18 protein-coding genes, 6 tRNA genes, 1 other RNA gene and 1 pseudogene are annotated in these 18,838 nt (G+C 39.1%); 11 read left to right on the top strand and 15 right to left on the bottom strand.

What is annotated here, in order from left to right; all coding sequences use genetic code 11:
- Positions 1-51: 51 nt before the first annotated feature.
- The 11 genes from panD to FTV32_RS03600 all read right to left on the bottom strand — a co-directional run bounded on the left by panD (position 52) and on the right by FTV32_RS03600 (position 6,154).
- Positions 52-432 carry an aspartate 1-decarboxylase gene (gene panD / locus FTV32_RS03650; RefSeq protein ID WP_035269276.1) on the bottom strand — a complete coding sequence of 127 codons (381 nt, stop codon included), beginning with the start codon at positions 430-432 and terminating at the stop codon, positions 52-54.
- A gap of 147 nt (positions 433-579) precedes the next feature.
- Positions 580-1,158: an aminoacyl-tRNA hydrolase gene (gene pth / locus FTV32_RS03645; protein ID WP_035269278.1), complete on the bottom strand. Its 579-nt coding sequence runs from the start codon at positions 1,156-1,158 to the stop codon at positions 580-582.
- Positions 1,159-1,177: 19 nt separating this feature from the next.
- Positions 1,178-1,474 carry a 50S ribosomal protein L25 gene (gene rplY, locus FTV32_RS03640; RefSeq protein WP_035269282.1) on the bottom strand — a complete coding sequence of 99 codons (297 nt, stop codon included), beginning with the start codon at positions 1,472-1,474 and terminating at the stop codon, positions 1,178-1,180.
- A 98-nt stretch (positions 1,475-1,572) separates the two neighbouring features.
- Positions 1,573-2,526: a ribose-phosphate pyrophosphokinase gene (locus FTV32_RS03635; RefSeq protein ID WP_035269283.1), complete on the bottom strand. Its 954-nt coding sequence runs from the start codon at positions 2,524-2,526 to the stop codon at positions 1,573-1,575.
- Between the two features lie 36 nt (positions 2,527-2,562).
- Positions 2,563-2,637, bottom strand: a tRNA-Gln gene (locus tag FTV32_RS03630).
- Positions 2,638-2,728: 91 nt separating this feature from the next.
- Positions 2,729-2,803 (bottom strand) — tRNA-Gln (locus FTV32_RS03625).
- A gap of 19 nt (positions 2,804-2,822) precedes the next feature.
- A tRNA-Gln gene (locus FTV32_RS03620) sits at positions 2,823-2,897 on the bottom strand.
- Between the two features lie 30 nt (positions 2,898-2,927).
- Positions 2,928-3,002 (bottom strand) — tRNA-Gln (locus tag FTV32_RS03615).
- Between the two features lie 5 nt (positions 3,003-3,007).
- Positions 3,008-3,838, bottom strand: coding sequence for a 4-(cytidine 5'-diphospho)-2-C-methyl-D-erythritol kinase (ispE, locus tag FTV32_RS03610; protein ID WP_035269285.1), 831 nt, complete (start codon positions 3,836-3,838; stop codon positions 3,008-3,010).
- A gap of 12 nt (positions 3,839-3,850) precedes the next feature.
- The gene (lolB, locus tag FTV32_RS03605; protein WP_092766842.1) at positions 3,851-4,435 is read right to left on the bottom strand and encodes a lipoprotein insertase outer membrane protein LolB; all 585 of its coding nucleotides are present in this window, start codon (positions 4,433-4,435) and stop codon (positions 3,851-3,853) included.
- A gap of 6 nt (positions 4,436-4,441) precedes the next feature.
- On the bottom strand, positions 4,442-6,154 hold the full coding sequence (locus FTV32_RS03600) for a tetratricopeptide repeat protein (protein ID WP_180027953.1): 1,713 nt from the start codon (positions 6,152-6,154) through the stop codon (positions 4,442-4,444).
- A gap of 76 nt (positions 6,155-6,230) precedes the next feature.
- On the opposite strand from FTV32_RS03600, the gene hemA reads away from it, so the two are divergent.
- Positions 6,231-7,514 carry a glutamyl-tRNA reductase gene (gene hemA / locus FTV32_RS03595; RefSeq protein WP_180027952.1) on the top strand — a complete coding sequence of 428 codons (1,284 nt, stop codon included), beginning with the start codon at positions 6,231-6,233 and terminating at the stop codon, positions 7,512-7,514.
- Positions 7,515-7,537: 23 nt separating this feature from the next.
- Here the strand turns inward: hemA and FTV32_RS03590 are convergent, their stop codons facing one another.
- Entirely contained in the window at positions 7,538-9,433 is a 1,896-nt protein-coding gene (locus FTV32_RS03590) for a DNA primase (protein ID WP_180027951.1), read from the bottom strand.
- A gap of 129 nt (positions 9,434-9,562) precedes the next feature.
- Positions 9,563-10,579, bottom strand: a complete 1,017-nt coding sequence (locus FTV32_RS03585) for an outer membrane protein assembly factor BamD (protein WP_180027950.1) — start codon at positions 10,577-10,579, stop codon at positions 9,563-9,565.
- 71 nt (positions 10,580-10,650) lie between these two features.
- Between FTV32_RS03585 and rluD the strand changes: the two genes are divergently transcribed.
- The 5 genes and pseudogenes from rluD (at position 10,651) to FTV32_RS03560 (ending at position 16,179) form a co-directional block, all read left to right on the top strand.
- Positions 10,651-11,703 carry a 23S rRNA pseudouridine(1911/1915/1917) synthase RluD gene (rluD, locus tag FTV32_RS03580; RefSeq protein WP_180027949.1) on the top strand — a complete coding sequence of 351 codons (1,053 nt, stop codon included), beginning with the start codon at positions 10,651-10,653 and terminating at the stop codon, positions 11,701-11,703.
- A 17-nt stretch (positions 11,704-11,720) separates the two neighbouring features.
- Complete coding sequence (gene pgeF, locus FTV32_RS03575; RefSeq protein WP_180027948.1) at positions 11,721-12,503, top strand: peptidoglycan editing factor PgeF; 783 nt, start codon at positions 11,721-11,723, stop codon at positions 12,501-12,503.
- A pseudogene (locus FTV32_RS03570) lies at positions 12,504-13,065 on the top strand (flavodoxin family protein).
- 294 nt (positions 13,066-13,359) lie between these two features.
- Positions 13,360-14,622 (top strand): hypothetical protein, encoded by a 1,263-nt coding sequence (locus FTV32_RS03565; protein WP_257227582.1) that lies wholly within the window; start codon positions 13,360-13,362, stop codon positions 14,620-14,622.
- Positions 14,623-14,859: 237 nt separating this feature from the next.
- Complete coding sequence (locus tag FTV32_RS03560; RefSeq protein ID WP_180027946.1) at positions 14,860-16,179, top strand: hypothetical protein; 1,320 nt, start codon at positions 14,860-14,862, stop codon at positions 16,177-16,179.
- Positions 16,180-16,208: 29 nt separating this feature from the next.
- On the opposite strand, the gene smpB is transcribed toward FTV32_RS03560, so the two are convergent.
- Complete coding sequence (smpB, locus tag FTV32_RS03555; RefSeq protein WP_035269908.1) at positions 16,209-16,685, bottom strand: SsrA-binding protein SmpB; 477 nt, start codon at positions 16,683-16,685, stop codon at positions 16,209-16,211.
- A 138-nt stretch (positions 16,686-16,823) separates the two neighbouring features.
- Between smpB and coaD the strand changes: the two genes are divergently transcribed.
- The 4 genes from coaD to FTV32_RS03535 all read left to right on the top strand — a co-directional run bounded on the left by coaD (position 16,824) and on the right by FTV32_RS03535 (position 18,139).
- Positions 16,824-17,315 carry a pantetheine-phosphate adenylyltransferase gene (gene coaD, locus FTV32_RS03550; RefSeq protein ID WP_035269911.1) on the top strand — a complete coding sequence of 164 codons (492 nt, stop codon included), beginning with the start codon at positions 16,824-16,826 and terminating at the stop codon, positions 17,313-17,315.
- A gap of 1 nt (position 17,316) precedes the next feature.
- Positions 17,317-17,580, top strand: coding sequence for a YfhL family 4Fe-4S dicluster ferredoxin (locus tag FTV32_RS03545; protein ID WP_180027945.1), 264 nt, complete (start codon positions 17,317-17,319; stop codon positions 17,578-17,580).
- Between the two features lie 28 nt (positions 17,581-17,608).
- Positions 17,609-17,990, top strand: an RNA gene (gene rnpB / locus FTV32_RS03540) — RNase P RNA component class A.
- 72 nt (positions 17,991-18,062) lie between these two features.
- Positions 18,063-18,139: transfer RNA gene (locus tag FTV32_RS03535), tRNA-Met, on the top strand.
- 57 nt (positions 18,140-18,196) lie between these two features.
- On the opposite strand, the gene FTV32_RS03530 is transcribed toward FTV32_RS03535, so the two are convergent.
- Positions 18,197-18,559: a hypothetical protein gene (locus FTV32_RS03530; RefSeq protein ID WP_373683286.1), complete on the bottom strand. Its 363-nt coding sequence runs from the start codon at positions 18,557-18,559 to the stop codon at positions 18,197-18,199.
- A gap of 202 nt (positions 18,560-18,761) precedes the next feature.
- Between FTV32_RS03530 and FTV32_RS03525 the strand changes: the two genes are divergently transcribed.
- A tRNA-Met gene (locus tag FTV32_RS03525) sits at positions 18,762-18,838 on the top strand.

The following is an 18,838-nucleotide window of genomic DNA, read 5'->3' as shown; positions in this document are numbered from 1 at the left end:
ATAATTTGTTATAAAAAAACTCGCTCAAGTAAGCGAGTTTTTAGTCAATCATTAAGCAACTTGGACAGGAATACAGTTTGCTGTGTGATTCACAGTGTTATCTGGATTTGCATAAACCAAACGTGGTTTATGTGCATCAGCTTCTGCAACAGTAAAATCACCGAAAGTCGCGATAATAATAATGTCACCTAAATCTGCTTGGTGAGCAGCACCACCATTTACAGAAATAATGCCTGAGTTTTCTTCACCACGGATTGCGTAAGTTGTAAAACGCTTGCCATTAGTTACATTCCAAATATGAATTTCTTCATATTCACGAATACCAGCTAAATCTAGTAATACACCATCAATTGCACATGAACCTTCATAATGAAGTTCAGCTTGTGTTACAACTGCACGGTGGATTTTAGCTTTTAATAAACGAGATAGCATGGGAAGCGTCTCCTGAGTTGTTCTAAGATTGTTTTATTATCTAGAAACAACAGTTTTTTAATTTGGGTGAAGCATTTGAAAGCGCATTTTGCCCTCAAATTTTCATCGTGGCAAGAAAAATTGTTGAACAAAAATTAAATTTATCAACTACGGCTTGTAGGCATTTATTTGATTCATTGCCTGCTGAATTTCACCATTCACTAATAATTTTGTACGACTTAGTGCGTGATGAATTGCATCGTCAATGAGCGTTTGTTCACTTGAGGGTGCTTTACCTAGAACATGACCTGATACACGGTCTTTTGATCCAGGGTGTCCAATTCCAATACGTAAACGATGGAAGTTAGGGCCAGTATGAGGAACAATGTCACGTAAACCGTTATGACCACCATGACCACCACCCGTTTTGAGGCGAATGATACCTGGATCCATATCAAGTTCATCGTGAGCAATAAGCATTGCTTCTGGAGAGATTTGGTAGAATTTTGCGAAGGGTACAACACTTTGACCAGAACGGTTCATAAAGGTTGAAGGTAATAAAAGTCGAACATCTTGTCCTTCTACATTACCGCGACCACTTAATCCATTAAACTTAGGGTCATTTTTAAGTGTTATGCCATATTGTTCTGCAAGACGTTCTACATACCAGAAGCCTGCATTATGGCGGGTTTGAGCATACTCTTTACCAGGGTTGCCCAAACCAACAATCAGTGAAATATGAGACACTAATTTACACCATCAACACTTATGCGCGTTTGAAGTCAGCGTGCATTGGAGTGTTTTTAGCTGGGTGACGTTGTAAAGCTTGGATTTTAACGCTTTCAACTTTACCATCAACATCAATTTCAATTACTTCTTCAAAGAAAGCGTTGTCTTCTAAGTATTTAACAAGCTGACGAAGCTCAAGTGTAATTGCTACAGGTGCAGCATCACCACCATAGATGATAGCAGGAACTTTAGATTGAAGACGAAGGCGGCGGCTCGCACCTTTCCCTTGTACTGCTTCTTCACGTGCTACTGCATTTAATACGAAGTTTGCCATGAGAGACATCCTATTTAAGTTAAGTGAACTAGATCTGCGACCGATCTAGTGATAGAAAGCCCTACCAAAAGGCAGGGCTTTAAAATTTTAGCGCTCTATTATAGATAAGAATCAAACATTGCGCTAATAGATTCTTCGTTGTTAATACGACGAATTGTTTCAGCAACCATACTCGCAACTGAAACTTGGCGAATCTTACCAAGAGCTAAAGCTTCTTCTGAAAGCGGAATTGTATCTGTCACAACAAGTTCGTCGATAACAGAGTTTTTCAAATTCTCGATCGCTTTACCAGATAAAACAGGGTGAGTAGCATATGCTACGACACGACGCGCACCAAAAGTCTTCAATGCATCAGCGGCTTTACATAAAGTACCAGCTGTATCAACCATGTCATCAACGATCACACAGTCGCGATCTTTAACATCACCAATCAAATGCATCACTTGTGATTCATTTGCTTTTTGACGACGTTTGTCGATGATAGCTAAATCGATATCGCCCATTTGTTTCGCAACAGCACGAGCACGAACAACACCACCAACGTCTGGCGAAACAACCATAAGGTTGTCATGAGACTGTTGACGTAAGTCAGCTAAAAGAGCTGGCGTACCGTAAATGTTGTCTACAGGGATGTCGAAGAAACCTTGAATTTGGTCAGCATGAAGATCGATCATCACAACACGGTCAATACCTACAGTTGTTAGCATATCTGCTACTACTTTTGCAGTAATTGGAACACGTGAAGAACGAGGACGACGGTCTTGGCGAGCATAACCGAAATAAGGAATCACAGCAGTGATACGACCAGCACTTGCACGACGCAATGCATCTGCCATTACTAAGATTTCCATAAGGTTATCATTAGTTGGAGCACAAGTAGGCTGAACGATGAATACGTCTTTACCACGGACATTCTCAGTGATTTCGACAGCGATTTCACCATCAGAGAATTGACCTACAGATGCAGCACCTAGAGGGATATGCAAGTGGCTAACGACTTTTTGGGCGAATTGTGGATGCGCAGTTCCACTAAAAACGACAAGATTGGGCATGAAGCACCCTTGGCGGTTGAAATGTATAGAATGAGATGGCAGGGGCGGCTGGATTCGAACCAACGGATGGCGAGATCAAAACCCGCTGCCTTACCACTTGGCGACGCCCCTAATGCGGCAGAACTTTAATGGTTTTATATGGGTTTGTCAAGATTGTTTGACTCAACTCATGATACCAATGTTCTGTCTTTTTGAACTAAATTGGCAGGGGCGGCTGGATTCGAACCAACGGATGGCGAGATCAAAACCCGCTGCCTTACCACTTGGCGACGCCCCTAAATCGATGTTGTGTTTAATGGCAGGGGCGGCTGGATTCGAACCAACGGATGGCGAGATCAAAACCCGCTGCCTTACCACTTGGCGACGCCCCTAAAACACGATACATCTTACAGGTGAAATGATGGCAGGGGCGGCTGGATTCGAACCAACGGATGGCGAGATCAAAACCCGCTGCCTTACCACTTGGCGACGCCCCTATCATTTAAACGATGATTTGATTCAATGGTGATTGTTCTAAACTATTCACTAAGTAAGCTTTACAAGGTGAATGAGCAAGAATGTCATCAATGTTCATTTCAGTCGTTACTTCAGTAAAAACACAAGCACCTGTACCTGTAAGTTTTGCAACACCGAACTGATCTAAATATTGCATTGCTTCATCGACTTCAGCATATAGACTTCTTGCCAGAGGTTCAAAGTTATTTCTGAAATCAGATGGCTTTATCTGATAGGCGCAAAATTTAGAGGTCTTCGTGTCTCTTGTCAACGATTTTTGTGAAAAAAGCAGTTGAGTGCTGATAAAACAGTCAGGTTTTAACACAATGTATTGTTTTTGATCTAAGTCTATGAATGTTAAGTGTTCACCAATACCTTCTGCCCATGCATTACGACCATGGATGAAGATGGGAACATCAGCACCCAGTTGTACACCAATTTCTGCTAATTGATCACGATTTAAGCCACATTGCCAAAGTTGATTCATGATTAATAACGCGGTAGCCGCATTTGAAGAGCCACCACCGAGTCCTGCACCCATCGGTATATTTTTTTCGATGTTGACATGAATGCCTAATTTTTCACTTTTGGCATAGGGTTTCAGCATCATCATTGCACGATAAATCAAATTTTGTTCAAGACTTACTTCTGATAGGCCTGAAATGGAGATAGATTGGTTAGAGATTGGAGTAAATTCCATCCAATCACAAAGATCTATCAACTGAAAAATAGTTTGCAACTCATGGTAACCATTTTCACGGCGCCCCGTAATGTGTAAAAACAAATTCAGTTTTGCAGGGGAGGGTACACGAATCATAAATAATCAAACTTAACGATTTTGAATTACCATTGTAATACGATTTTCAGTTCCATCTTCAAGTTGTTGCTTTAAAATCAAACGGTTTGGTTGTGTAGATTGACCGTTGTAAGATAATTGAATATGCCAACCTTGTTCTTTAATTTCACTGATTCGCATCGATTCGTCTTTTTGAATTTCAGCTTCTTCAGTCGCTTGCTTAGCTTGTACCCAATCGACTAAATAAGTAATTGGTGCTTCCCAACCTGTTGCACGAAACAATAACTCTTCAGGTGAGTTGGCTGTAATTTCACCAGTTTTGGCACTGTTCAGTGTCACTTGACCAGGTTGACCTGAGATTTGAGTTTTACCGACTCCAAGAATTCCGCTTAACTCGATATCAAACTGTTCATCTTGCTGTTGCCAAGTAAAAAAAGCACTGCCTGATTGCTTGGGGGTCTTAACGCCAATTTTACCCTGAAGATTAAATTGATTTGATTGTTCAAGGTTTTGCGTTGTTGGCGGTGATGGTTGAGTTTGAATTGCTTGACAGCCAGTTAACCCAAGAAGCGCACTACTTGTGGCAATCAGCAATAATGATTTTAAATTTAAGATCATACAGTATTAACTCTTTTTGATATTTTGTGGCAACAATAAACTATCGAGTTGATCCAATTGAGGATGATTTGGATGATTTTTATGGAGTTGATGTAACACTTGGCTAAATTCTTCCAGTGAACCCAGCATATAAAGCGATTTAGCATATCGAATGCCGATATTTGGACTTTGGCTGAGTTGATATGCTTTCGCAAGTACACGGGTGGAAGTGTCAAAATCGTTTTGAAGAAAGCAGATATAGCCTAAGGTATCTAAGATAGATGCTTGTTCTGGGGCATTGTCTAAAGCTTGTTCGGCATATTGTCTCGCCTCATCTAAACGACGATTTTGCAACGCAAGTGTATATGCATACGCATTTAGATATGTTGGGCTATTCGGTTCAATCGTGAGTAATTTTTTAAGCAATTCATCTAATTGATCGCGATCCGTAAATGGATCAAGTAATAAGACTTGAGAATATAAAATTTCAGGGTCATCAGTTAAGTTTTTAGCAGCTTCTTTGAGTAAGCCCAAAGCAGCTTTGTTATTGCCCATTTTTTTGAGTATTTCAGCTTGTGCTTGGTATAAGAAACTCGCATGTTGAGGGTAATTCACTCGCTCTTGAGTCAGGAAGCGCAGCGCATCACTTAAGCGATTTTGTTTGTCATAGATTGAAATTAGATTTCGTCTAGAAACCATATATAAATTACCATCTACGAGTCGATAATAAGCTTTAGCTGTTTCAAAATGTTGTTTTCGTTCAGCATTTAATGCCAAATAAAAATAAGCATCATTTTGATACTGTCCAGATGCACGTAGTTCGACCAAATACTGTTCAGCAAGCTCATATTCTTTGAGATCAATTGAGGTTAGACCAGCGATAAAAAGAGCTTCTTCCGAATCAGGCCATTTTTTTATGATGCGTTTTAATTTGCTTAAAGCCTGTTCATTTTTATTCAGTTTAATTAAGTAGCGGATTTCAGCCAGACTGAGCTCTAAATTATTACGATTTTTACGAGCACTTTTTTCAAACCATTTTAGCGTCTGTTCTTCGTCGCCTAAAGCCATGAGTAAGTTTGCTTTCAGTAAGATAAACCCTGTTGATTTGGGGCGTTTTTTTAATGCTTTATTTAAAGTAATTAAGGCATTTTCGATTTCATTATTTTGTGCTTGTAAACTCGCAATCAAAACGAGAATTGAAGGATTGTTACGCGTTTTACTATTACGCAAAGTGTTTAATAAATATGCTCGATCCTCAGGGGATTCCGGAGAAATTCCTTCAAGAATTTGTTCTAAATCTGATTCAGGATCTAAATTTAAAATATCATCGAGCACATCAGCAGCAAGTTCATATTCGTGTGACTTTAATGCGATATGCGCAAGATAGAATTTTGCAGGTACATCTTTGGGTTCTTGCACGACCCAATGGGTTGCAATATCTAAAGCGGCTTGTAAGTCGTTTTGTTCGAGTGCGACGTTAAGTGCACGTTGTTTTAAAGCTGTTGAACTGGTTTGGATTGCAAGTACGGTATAGTTGTGTAAAGCAGTCGGTGTGTCATGTGCAGCTAAAGCAAATTCTGCAACCATCGCCTGTTGTAAAACTTTATGATTTAAATTGGCATGGTAAAATTCTCCAGATGCTCTAATATGAGCACTGTAAGTCATGCTACTCACTAACAAGAGTGTGGTAGAATACTGTCGAATTGTTATGCCGGTTGTGCGGCTCATTGTTTGACGCAATTTTTTTATCCAAGTACTGCTTTTTATGACACCGTTATTGCACAATAGCATAAATTTAGCCAATTGATGATCTGATATGTCTTTCTTTGCATTGGGTGTCAACCATCAAACAGCCTCAGTTGAATTACGAGAGCAAGTTGCTTTTAACCCTGAAAAGTTAAAACTATTGTTGACTGAACAAAGTCACCATGACCAGCTGAACGATATGGTTGTGGTGTCAACCTGTAATCGTACTGAAGTCTACGCCATCGCTGATAATGCGGAGATGGTATTAGATTGGCTCGCTCAAAAAAATGGCATTGATGTAAAACAATTACAAAATCATATTTACCGTTATGAAAATACAGATGCTGTGACACATTTGATGCGTGTTGCATCAGGATTAGATTCACTCATGCTTGGAGAGCCTCAGATTATGGGGCAAGTTAAGTCTGCACTTAATTTAGCAAAAGAGTCTGAAGTTGTTTCACAAAATTTAAATCGTATTTTCGAATATGCATTTTATGCTGCTAAGAAAGTGCGTTCAGAAACAGCGGTCGGTAGTCATGCTGTATCCATGGGTTATGCGGTAGCACAGTTAGCACTACAAGTTTTTAGTAAGCCTGAACAATTAAGCGTTATGGTGGTTGCAGCAGGTGAAATGAATAGCTTGGTTGCAAAGCATTTAGCCGAAATGGGCGTTGCTAAAATTTTAATTTGTAACCGTGGTCAGGAACGGGCGGAAATTTTAGCGCAAGAAATATCACATCGCGTTGCGGTAGAAATTATTCCTTTTGTTGATTTAGCTCAAAATTTACATCGCGCTGATGTGATTTCAAGTTGTACAGGAAGTTTACATCAGGTCATTTCCTATCAAGATGTTAAGTCAGCACTCAAAAAACGTCGTTACCGTCAAATGTTGATGGTGGATTTGGCTGTTCCTCGCGATATTGAATCTAAGGTTGAAAGTTTGGATGGGGTTTACCTTTATGGGGTGGACGATCTTCAAGGTGTTATTGATGAAAACTTAGCGCAGCGACGCCAAGCCGCTGTTGAAGCTGAAGTGATGGTCAATCAACTAGCAACACAATTGGTGACTCAGCAGAAAGTTTCACAAGCTGGAGCGACAATTAGTGAGTATCGTGCTCATGGAGATAAAGTTAAAGCATTTGAATTAAACCATGCATTAGATCGTTTAGCCTCTGGCGATGATGCAGCCATTGTCATGCAGGAAATGGCTCATCGTTTGACGCAAAAGCTATTACATCCTACTTCCATCTTACTCAGAGAAGTCGCTAAAGATGAAAATCCTGATGTCTATGAAACGATTAAAGAACATTTAGAAGATATTTTTAGTGCTCAGCGAAAACTAAAAAAATAAAAGCGGTCACTGACCGCTTTTATTTATTCATGTAGTAAGCGTAGTCCAATTTTTTTGGTTAGCTCATTCAGTTGTTGTCTTAAGTTTTTAGACTCGTTTAATGATTTTGCTGCTTTAAATTTGATTCTCAGATATTTTTCTTGAAGTGAAAGCGAGTATTCTGAGGCAAGTTTATCAGCCATTTCAGGGGCTTCAGTGAGTGTTTGAATATTGGTACGTTTTAAAATCTCAGAGAGTTCATGATGAAATGGGCTACATGCACCCAAAATATAATAACTCGCCAACTCTTGGTCATCTGGCAGATCATCAAAAATGACATTAAAGATTTTTAATACTTTTGCAAGCAATTCATCTTCAGGAATCACTGCGCGTAATACTTCAAAATGAATATAAAGAAAAGGATGGTACATTAACATTGCCACTGCGAAATCTTCATCTCGTGTGCGAATATTAAATGATAATGAAGCGTCAAGACTCACTTGAGGCTGCCACTTTTTATTGAATCCTAATTTCTCTTTGAAATATTGACGAATCAAATAGCGATACGAACCTTGCTTAGGCATCAGATTGGTGAGTTGATTTAACTCAGCCATGACCTGACTTTTACCTTCAGGTGTATTGATTTGATATTGTTGACTGAGAAGAGAAAAAGCAAACTCTGATAAGAGTGGTGATTGTTGCCAAAGTCGATTGAAAGTTTCAACACCGTCCTTACGAACTAATGAGTCAGGATCATGCTCCGCAGGTAGAATAAAAAATTTCAGTTCACGACCATCATTTAAGAGGGGAAGTGCAATTTCTAAAGTGCGTCGAGCTGCTTTTTGACCAGCCGAATCACCATCAAAAGCAATAGTTAACTGATTGTTTTGTTTAAATAATAGATTCAAATGATCAGTATTGCTCGCCGTCCCCAAGGTGGCAACTGCGCCAGGAATGCCAGCTTGCTGTAATGCGATGACATCCATGTAACCTTCAACCATTAACCAATGATTGGCTTTGAGCTTACGACCTTCATATAAGCCATAGAGTAGTTGGTTTTTATGGAAAACTTCAGAGTCAGGCGAGTTGATATATTTGGGTTTGATCTCGTCATTCAATGCTCGTCCACCAAATCCGACAACGCGACCTTTTGCATCACGTATAGGAAAAATGACACGTTCTCGTAGTAGATCAAAATCACGACCAGAATCACTGGTTCTGATCAAACCGAGTAGTTTTAATCCTTCAATATCTTGCGGAAATGCTTTTTCAAGATGTTGCCAATCTTCTGGCGCATAACCTAATCGCCAATACTTAATCGTGGTATCACTTAGTCCGCGTCGCTGAAAATACTGTTGCGCAATTTGGCTATTTGGAAGTTGTTTTTCATAAAATAAAGCAACATTTTCAAGAAGATCGTATAAATTACCTTCAGGTGCGACCTCAACTGAATTCAAGTCATCTGAATTAAATTGATACTCATCGAATTCATAGTTTTGAAATGCTTCAAAAGGATCTACATCAAAAGCTGAAGCAGGCGGAGAAATGATTTCTCCTGCATCTGCTTCAATGGGGGCCTGCGGTTGCTTTTCTGGGTTAGGTTTAATAGGTTCTCTCTTGTATGAGAGTTTTTTATTATCTTGATTGTCTTTAGGTAATTCGATACCGGTTTGGCTTGCCAGGTCTTTAATCACCTCGATGAAATTGCGATTATCAATATCCATCATAAAGCGAATTGCATTTCCATTGGCTTGGCAACCGAAACAGTGGAAATATTGCTTATCACGGTAGACGTGAAAAGAAGGTGTTTTCTCTTGATGAAAAGGACAACAGCCTGAATAGGTACGACCTGACTTTTTTAATTTCACACGTTGGCCAATAAGATCGACGATGTCAGTTCGATCTAAAATTTGATCAATCGTATGTTGTGGAATTGCCATAATTAAAAAGCCAAAAGAATGAGGAATAAAGTGATTGAATTAAGTCTATCCTAAACACTTAAGACGATAAATAAAGCCATGCAATAAAAAAGGTGGGTAATCCCACCTTTTTTGATTCATAAGAATGGATTATTGACGCTGTGGGTCGTACATACTTTCATTTGCTGGCGCACTTTCCACATTGTGATCTTTATTACCAAGCAAGCCAAAGCTTAAGCGATTCAATAAACTGGGTTGTGTATTGGTGTTGTCAGATTGCTCTGCTGATACTTCTGCTGTTGTTTGACTGCGTGCTTCACGACCTAAAATACCCAAGGTTGCACGATTTAACCAACTTCCATCTTTACGTGCTGCGCGTAAATCGACCTCACCATTAGACTTCACAAGATGAGGGTAGTTTAGCTTTAGCACTTCAACGTATTGTTGAGATGTTGCCTTGTCACCGAGTTTATCGTATCCGTAAGCAATCGTTGCAAGCGCTTCTGGTACTTGAGGTGTTTGAGGGAAATGTTCCACAACCCATTGTCCACGCTCAACTGCTGCAAGCCAAGCTTTACGCTTTAAGTTAAAGCGAGCCGCATTCATTTCACTTTCAGCAAGTTCTTGACCAATAAACTTCATGCGCTGAGCAGCATCTACAGCATACTGACTACTTGGGAAACGACGAATGAAATCAACAAAATTTTGATATGCAACTTTCAAATAGCTGACATCACGATGAGCCTGTTGGAGTGATGTGTAGCGGATGAGACCATCATAGTTTTGCTCCATATTCGCCACACCACGAACATAGTAAGCATAATCAACATTAGGATGTTGAGGGTTTAACCGAATAAAACGGTCTGCTAGAGCAATAACAGCTTCATAGTCTTTTTGTTGAAAACGAGCATATAAAAGATCGAGTTGAGCTTGTTGAGTATATTGACCTGTAGGGTAATAAGTTTCAATTGCTTCTAATGATTGTGCTGCATCGCTATATTGACCACGATCTAATGCTTTTTGTGCTTTATCGAAATAAGATTGTTCGGTTGATTTAGGTCCAGTATCCACAACATCCTTCTTGGGATTACTGCTACAGCCCACAAATGTTGCTGCTAAGCCTAGCGATAAAGCAAGCATTGTAACTTTATAACGTGGTAGCGACATAAAAATTCCTCTGTTTATACGGGCAATAGGCTACAATTGCACTATTAAACCACTTTTGTCCGAATGAGCAAATGACTTCAGCACAAACTTCTAATTCTAATTTCCCAGAAATCGACATCAATTTACTTGAAGATTCTGAGGATGCAGATAACCATACTTCAGCCCCAACTGCAACACGTTTATCGTTGCAATTTCAAGTGGATGAGAGTTCTCTTGGTCAGCGAATAGATCAAGTTGCAGCACTCGCTTGGAACGAATTTTCGCGTGAAAAATTGAAACAATGGTTGAAGGATGGTCATTTGTTGGTAAATGGTCAAGTTGTGAAACCAAAATATAAAAGCGAAGGGAATGAGCTACTCACGCTTGATGTAGAGCTTGAAGCCCAAGTCACCAGTCAACCTGAAAATATCCCTTTAGATATTATTTATGAAGATGATGACATCTTAGTCATTAACAAGCCAGTGGGGATGGTTGTACATCCTGGCGCAGGAAACCCGAATGGTACTTTGGTTAATGCACTTTTATATCATTTTCCTAAATCAGCAGAATTATCTCGAGCTGGTCTAGTACACCGTATCGATAAAGATACCAGTGGTCTCTTGGTTGTAGCTAAAAATTTAGAAGCTCAATTTTCCTTAAGTAAACAGTTAGCGAAAAAATCAGTTTATCGAATTTATGATTTAATTTGTTATGGCAATATTATTGCAGGCGGTAAAATTGATGAGCCGATTAAACGTCATCCTGTAGATCGTGTAAAAATGGCGATCTTACCAGGTGGTCGTGATGCCGTGACTCACTATAATGTGAAAGAAAGATTCCAAAATTTCACACGTGTTCAAGCACAATTAGAAACTGGACGTACTCATCAGATTCGTGTGCATTTCACTTATATTGGTTTCCCTTTGGTCGGTGATCCAGTGTATGTCAGTCGTGTCAAAGTACCTGCGGGTGCTTCGGAAAAACTTGCTACTCATTTACGAGAGTTTAGACGTCAAGCGCTTCATGCATCAAAATTGGGGTTAATACATCCACGGACAGGTGAAGAAATGATGTTTGAAGCACCATGGCCTGAAGATTTCACAGCATTACTTGAGACTCTTCGTACGGAAAATAAGGCTTACTAAATTAAAGGAAAGTTTACATGCAAATTGTGCAAGGTTTGCCCAAAGGTGTCGTGGTAGGACAAACAGAATTGAGTCACCCTCACGCACTGAAAACACCACAGACTGATTTAGAAGGTTTTAACTTGGCGTTGCATGTAAATGATCAACCAGAACGTGTTCATCGGCATAGAATAAGCTTGTTAAATGACTTTTCAGTCTATGGGGTGAATCGATTAACTTGGATGAACCAAACGCACAGTACAATCTGTCACGTTGTAAATGATGACATGAGCTTACACGCCCTAAATGGCGATGGTTTAGTGACACAGCAAAAACAACATGCATTAATGATGATGACGGCAGATTGTTTACCGGTGGTTCTCGGTAACAAAGATGGTACTGAAGTCGCTAATTTGCATGCAGGTTGGCGAGGATTGGCAAATGGTATTATTGAAAATACAGTTAATGCCATGAGCACTCAACCCTCTTGGGCGTGGTTAGGTGCGGCAATTAGTCAGCCATGCTTTGAAGTGGGTGAAGAAGTAATGCACACATTCTGCGATAGGATTCCAGAATTAAGTTCAGCATTTCAAAAGGGAGATCTAGAGGGTAAGTATTACGCAGATCTGTATGCGATTGCTCGCCATATATTGAAAAGTTTAGGGGTGGAACAGGTTCTTGGAGGTGAGCGGTGCAGTTACACGGAGGATCAGACATATTATTCTCATCGCCGTAATTCAAAAACCGGCCGCATGGCAACATTTGTATTTATGCACAGTAATCAAGAAACTCATCTGATTTCTCAAAGTTTCATACTATGACTGACCAAACTTCGTAAAAGCATCGCTATCGTTTATTACATCCCATTTTGTCACACTAACAAAGTCGCCAAACATATCGCCATTGGTGCACAAAAACTCAATATTGAGGTATTGCTCATCAATGTTACAGACGTGAACTGGGAGTTGCTTGATCAAGCTGAATCTATTGTATTTGGCTGTCCTACTTATATGGGAAGTCTAACCTCAGCGTTGAAATTATTTATGGATCAATCTTCAAAGCGTTGGCTAGCGAGAACATAGCAGGGCAAATTGGCAGCTGGTTTCACAAATGGTGGAGGATTAAGTGGATATAAGTTGGCTGTGCTTCAGCATATCAATCTTTTTGCAATGCAACATGGCATGATTTGGTCTGTACTACCGCTAATGTCTACAGGTAGATCGCATCAAGATCTCAATCGTATGTCTAGTTTTTTGGGGACTCATGACGCAGTCTGATAATGCGCCTGTGGAGGTAACACCTCCGAGTGGGGATATTGAAACGGCCACATGGTTTGGTGAACATTTAGCGAATACCGTATTCAGGTTAAATTGCATGGATTAAAAAATCATTTTCATCTAATTTAATTATTTATTGCTCGCTTGAAATGTAATGATGAAATGAAGTGAAGTTAACTAGGTTGTTGAAATTAAATTTATAATTGTTTATTCAGACAAAGAGCTGATCAATTAATTACAAAATAGTGTTAAATATTTCACATTAAATTTTAAAAATAATTATAATTAATCATCGAATAAAAAACGTGCGCCATTGGACTTGGTTGCCTAAAAATTACAAGGCTTGGAGTCATTCATGACCTACACTTCAAAAAATATTGGGTTCAATTCAGCTGTTTTAATGTTTGTTCTCATGTTATCACCACTGGTGCACGCTCAAACAACCATGGAAAAATTGGACGATCGGGAGTTGTCTGACATTTCTGGTCAAGCTTTATTAAGTATGAGTTATATCGATTCCAATGATGGGGCAAACAATATGCGAGGTAAAGGCGTTGGCTTTTATAAACTCGGAATGGAAGCAGATATAGAGCTCAATGCAAATATTAAGCATTTACAACTTGGCTGTGGTGGTATTAATGGAGCAGGTGGATGTGACATTGATATTGAAAATCTGAGTTTGAGTGGTGTGTCAGACACCAGAGAAGGTCGTGCAGGTTCTTCAGCCAAGTTAACCAATCCATTTTTAGAGTTTGCGGTAAAAAATCCAACATCGGCATCAACGCGAGAAGTCGTTGGATTGCGTCTCAGTGCTGAAAAAGTATTAGGTTTGCTGACGCTTGGTGATGAAAACTCTGACAAACCGAATGGCATTAACTCACTCAGTGGTTATTTAAAAATTAATCCGACCCAAGGTATGGCTTATACCAATGCTCGTAATATGTCCTATAGCGATACTAATTTAACGATCGATGGGAGAGTAAAGCCAAACATTTGTATACCAATCTTGGGATGTTTAGGGATTCCATTAGGATTTAAATCTGATGATTACAACCTCGCGTTACAAGAAACCTCAGCTCCATTAACACTGAATGGTGCTGTGATATCTGGCACTCGAATGAACTCTGCAAGGTTAAGTGGTATCGCGCATATCAATCCACTGTACTTTGATGGTGATTTAAAGGCTTCCTTAAATGTATCTCTTGGGTTATTAAATTTACAAAAAGAAGTGACTGGAAATATTACAGGTTTAAAAGCCAATATTACTGTTGATCAAAACCTAGGCTTTATCCATAAAATCATGCTCAACAACCCATTTTCACTTTCTCTACAAAATAGTGAGGTCTGGTGGCCAAATGCTGATGTTGCCGCAAAGCAAGGTTGGTGGATGGCATTTAATGATTCAATTGATATTGGGGATGTTACACCTGAGAAACGTATTGATATTACTAATGATGTATTAAAACAAGTGGTTGGACCTATTGGTGAATACATTACTCGAAATCCCATCGAATGTACTGTCTTGAATTGTCTTTTTGGGGATAAGTTAGGTGTAGGTAATGTCAATTTACCGAATACAAGTGTGAATTTTCCATTAAAAGACTTGCAACTAAAAAATCAAACCTTTGCTCCAAACTGTTATGGAAATTTAAGATTCTGTTAAATAGGTGATGTACTTGAGTTTTTGAGTTCGCATTTCATCGGATAAATGATTATTTACATCACATATTGATACTGTTGATTGTGATGTAAGTCTCTAAAAATATTCAATTTTATTATTATTTCTCTATTTCAATTCGTTAAGTCAAGTTTTGAGCCTCTTTATTTTTTTCATTAATTTATAGATAGTAATGCTGTTGCTTATGGATTAAGCCTGAATAAAAATAATACGGAGACTCTAATGTTGAAGAGTTTACTTGTTTCTATCAAATTGATTTTATCAACATCTTGCTTAGTGTTGATTCCTTTGTCTGCAACTGCTAATAACATTCAGAATGATTTAAAAATGATGACTGATGAAGAGTTATCTGCGACAAACGGTCAAGCTTTATTAAGTATGAGTTATATTGATCCCAATGACGGGGCAAACAATATGCGAGGTAAAGGCGTTGGCTTTTATAAGCTTGGAATGGAAGCAGATATAGAACTCAATGCAAATATTAAGCATTTACAACTTGGCTGTGGTGGTATTAATGGAGCAGGTGGATGTGATATTGATATCGAAAATCTGAGTTTGAGTGGTATGTCAGACACTAGAGAGGGTCGTGCGGGTTCTTCAGCCAAGCTAACCAATCCATTTTTAGAGTTTGCGGTAAAAAATCCAACATCTGCATCAACTCGAGAAGTTGTGGGTTTGCGTCTCAGTGCTGAAAAAGTATTAGGTTTACTGACGCTTGGTGATGAAAACTCTGACAAACCGAATGGTATTAACTCACTCAGTGGTTATTTAAAAATTAATCCCACTCAGGGTATGGGCTATACTAATGCTCGAAGTATGACTTATGCTGATACTGGTCAAACTATCGATGGAAAAGTGAATGCAAGAATTTGTTTGATTTGTATTATTGCACCTACTTTGACACTCGATTTTAAATCGGATAGTTATAATCTAGCATTACAAGAAACGACAGCACCAATTCAAATCAATGGCACTACGGTATCTGGTATTCGAATGAGTTCTGCGCAACTGACAGGTGTTGCCAATATTAATCAGTTGAATTTTGGTGGTGATCTCAAGGCCAATATCCAAGTGCTAGGGGTAGGATTGCTGAATTTGCAAAAAGAGGTCAGTGGTAACATTACGGGCTTAAAAGCCAACATTACGGTAGATCAAAACTTAGGTTTAATTCATAAAATCCCTGTAAACAATCCATTCTCACTCTCTGTTCAAAATAGTGAGATCTGGTGGCCAAATGCTGATGTTGCTGCACAGCAAGGTTGGTGGATGGCATTTAATGATTCGATCAATATTGGAGATGTTACACCTGAGAAGCGTATTGATATTACAAATGATGTGTTAAAACAAGTAGTTGGACCAATCAGTGATTATATCAGCCGAAATCCTCCATCTTGTAATGCACTTGATTGTTTGTTTGGTGACAAACTTGGTGTTGGAAATGTTCATTTGCCGAATACCAATGTAAATTTTCCATTAAAAGATTTACAACTTAAAAATCAAACTTTTGCTCCAAACTGTTATGGAAATTTAAGGTTCTGTTAATAAAAAAACCGCTCATTTGAGCGGTTTTTTTATTTATGAAAAATTCTTGCTTTATCGCGCTGCCAATCGCGGTCTTTTTCAGTGGCACGTTTGTCGTGTAATTGTTTACCTTTAACAAGTGCAATTTCGAGTTTGACTAAACGACCTTTCCAATAGCACGCCAAAGGTACACATGTGTAACCTTTTTGATTGATCGCCCCTTGGAGTTTCTCGAGTTCGCGACGTGAAAGAAGTAGCTTACGAGTACGTGTTGCTTCGGGAACGATGTGAGTTGAAGCAGAAAGAAGAGGTTGAATTTGAGCACCAAATAAATAAGCTTCATTATTTTTGAAAATAATATAGCTTTCCGTGATACTCATGCGTCCAGCACGAAGAGATTTTACTTCCCAACCTTGTAACGCTAAACCAGCTTCAAATTTTTCCTCAATAAAATAATCGTGACGTGCACGTTTATTTAGTGCAATAGTGCCACTATTATTTTTTTTAACTACAATCGATTTCGACATAATACAAATATTCCAAGATTAGGCCTATTTTGCCTCAAACTTGGCTTGAGGTGAAGTCATTTCACCGTCAACAAGTGTGCGTGTGAATTAGTTTTTGTTAAACTATGCGCCTACATAATAATCTTAGAGTATAAATGGATGTCTAAAACTCGTGTCATCTATCCGGGAACATTCGATCCTATTACCAATGGTCATATTGATCTTGTATCTCGTGCTGCAAAAATGTTTGATGAAGTTGTAGTTGCGATTGCAATTGGTCATCACAAAAATCCAGTGTTTAGTTTAGATGAGCGAGTTGCGCTTGCAAAATCATCATTAAGCCATTTAGACAACGTAGAATTTGTTGGTTTTGATGGTTTGTTGGTGAATTTTTTTCAAGAGCAAAAGGCAACAGCTGTACTCAGAGGTTTAAGAGCAGTATCTGACTTTGAATATGAGTTTCAACTTGCAAATATGAATCGTCAATTAGATTCAAATTTTGAAGCTGTATTTTTAACGCCGTCAGAGCAATACTCGTTTATTTCATCCACATTAGTTCGTGAAATTGCACGTTTGAAAGGTGATGTGACGAAATTTGTGCCAAAAGCAGTTGTTGAGGCATTTGAACGTAAGCATCAGCAAGGTTGGTAGAGTGTCTTTAATTATTACGGATGAGTGCATCAATTGTGACGTTTGTGAGCCTGTATGCCCAAATGAAGCGATTTATATGGGTGAACTGATCTATGAAATTGATCCGAATCTATGTACTGAATGTATTGGTCATTATGACCAACCCCAGTGTTCATTATTCTGCCCGGTAGACTGTATTCCTAAAGATCCTAATCATGTGGAATCTGAGGATGAATTGCTGGAAAAGTATAAAAAACTAATTGCTCAAAAAAGCACGAGCAATTGATCTCAAAGTTTGTTAAGATGCGCCACTTGAAGTGAGCCAGACGATCGCTGCTGTGAAGGTCTTCGTGACTAAAGCAGGGGAGGAAAGTCCGGGCTTCATCGGGCAAGGTGCCAGGTAACGCCTGGGAGGCGTAAGCCTACGGAAAGTGCAGCAGAGAGTAGACCGCCATTTTGCAACTGAACTTCGGTTTAGCCTAAAATATGGTAAGGGTGAAAGGGTGCGGTAAGAGCGCACCGCATGACTGGTAACAGTTCATGGCATGGTAAACCCCACCTGAAGCAAGACCAAATAGGAATCCTTAAGGTATGGCCCATACTGGATTCGGGTAGGTCGCTTGAGCATATGAGTGATTGTATGCCTAGAGGAATGATCGTTCTAGACAGAACCCGGCTTATCGGCTCACTTCAACAAATTTTGATCAAACAGTGCCGATATTACTTGACGGATACATCAATCAAGTAGATAATGCGCCCACAGTTTACGGCTATGTAGCTCAGTTGGTTAGAGCACCGCACTCATAATGCGGGGGTCACAGGTTCAAGTCCCGTCATAGCCACCATTTTTATAGACCACACTCACTAGTGTGGTCTTTTTTTATGTGTGAAATCTTGAGTTTTCATTGGCACTGAATAAGCTGAGAATCTAGCTTAATTTTTGGAAACCCTTGTTCAAATTGTGCTAAAACGGCTCTCTGATTTACATTTGAAAACACAATATTTTGCAAGCTTTCAATTTTTTGCTCAGACAAATAAAGCTGTGCACAATGAAGAGCAACCGCATTCTCTTTACTCACGGCAAGTTTATGATCTTCAGGAATGACATCAATATGCACGAGCTTTTGTTGAGCACGGCTTAATTGAACTAGAGTTCGTTTTTGTTGCATGGTTATAAAGTTTTGAGCATTGATCCATTGAGCGACATCCATGCGTACACCGTGATAATTCACAAATATGGGATGAATCGTTTGGCATCCGCTCACAAGGGTTAAACAGCATATGAGAATAAAATATTGAGGATTGAGCATGATTTTGATGTTATTGAAACCTTACTATTACAATAAAATCATATAATTATGGATTAATTTTGTTCAAATAAGGTTTATTTGTATAAAGGGTGATCATTAGTGCTTTCGTATGCTTGACGATACAACGATAACTTAAGATAATGCGCACACAGTTTACGGCTATGTAGCTCAGTTGGTTAGAGCACCGCACTCATAATGCGGGGGTCACAGGTTCAAGTCCCGTCATAGCCACCA

This window comes from Acinetobacter sp. YH16032 (assembly GCF_013417345.1).
Lineage (GTDB): Bacteria > Pseudomonadota > Gammaproteobacteria > Pseudomonadales > Moraxellaceae > Acinetobacter.
Note: the sequence above shows the minus strand (reverse complement) of the source record. Positions and strands in the feature narration are given on the sequence as shown.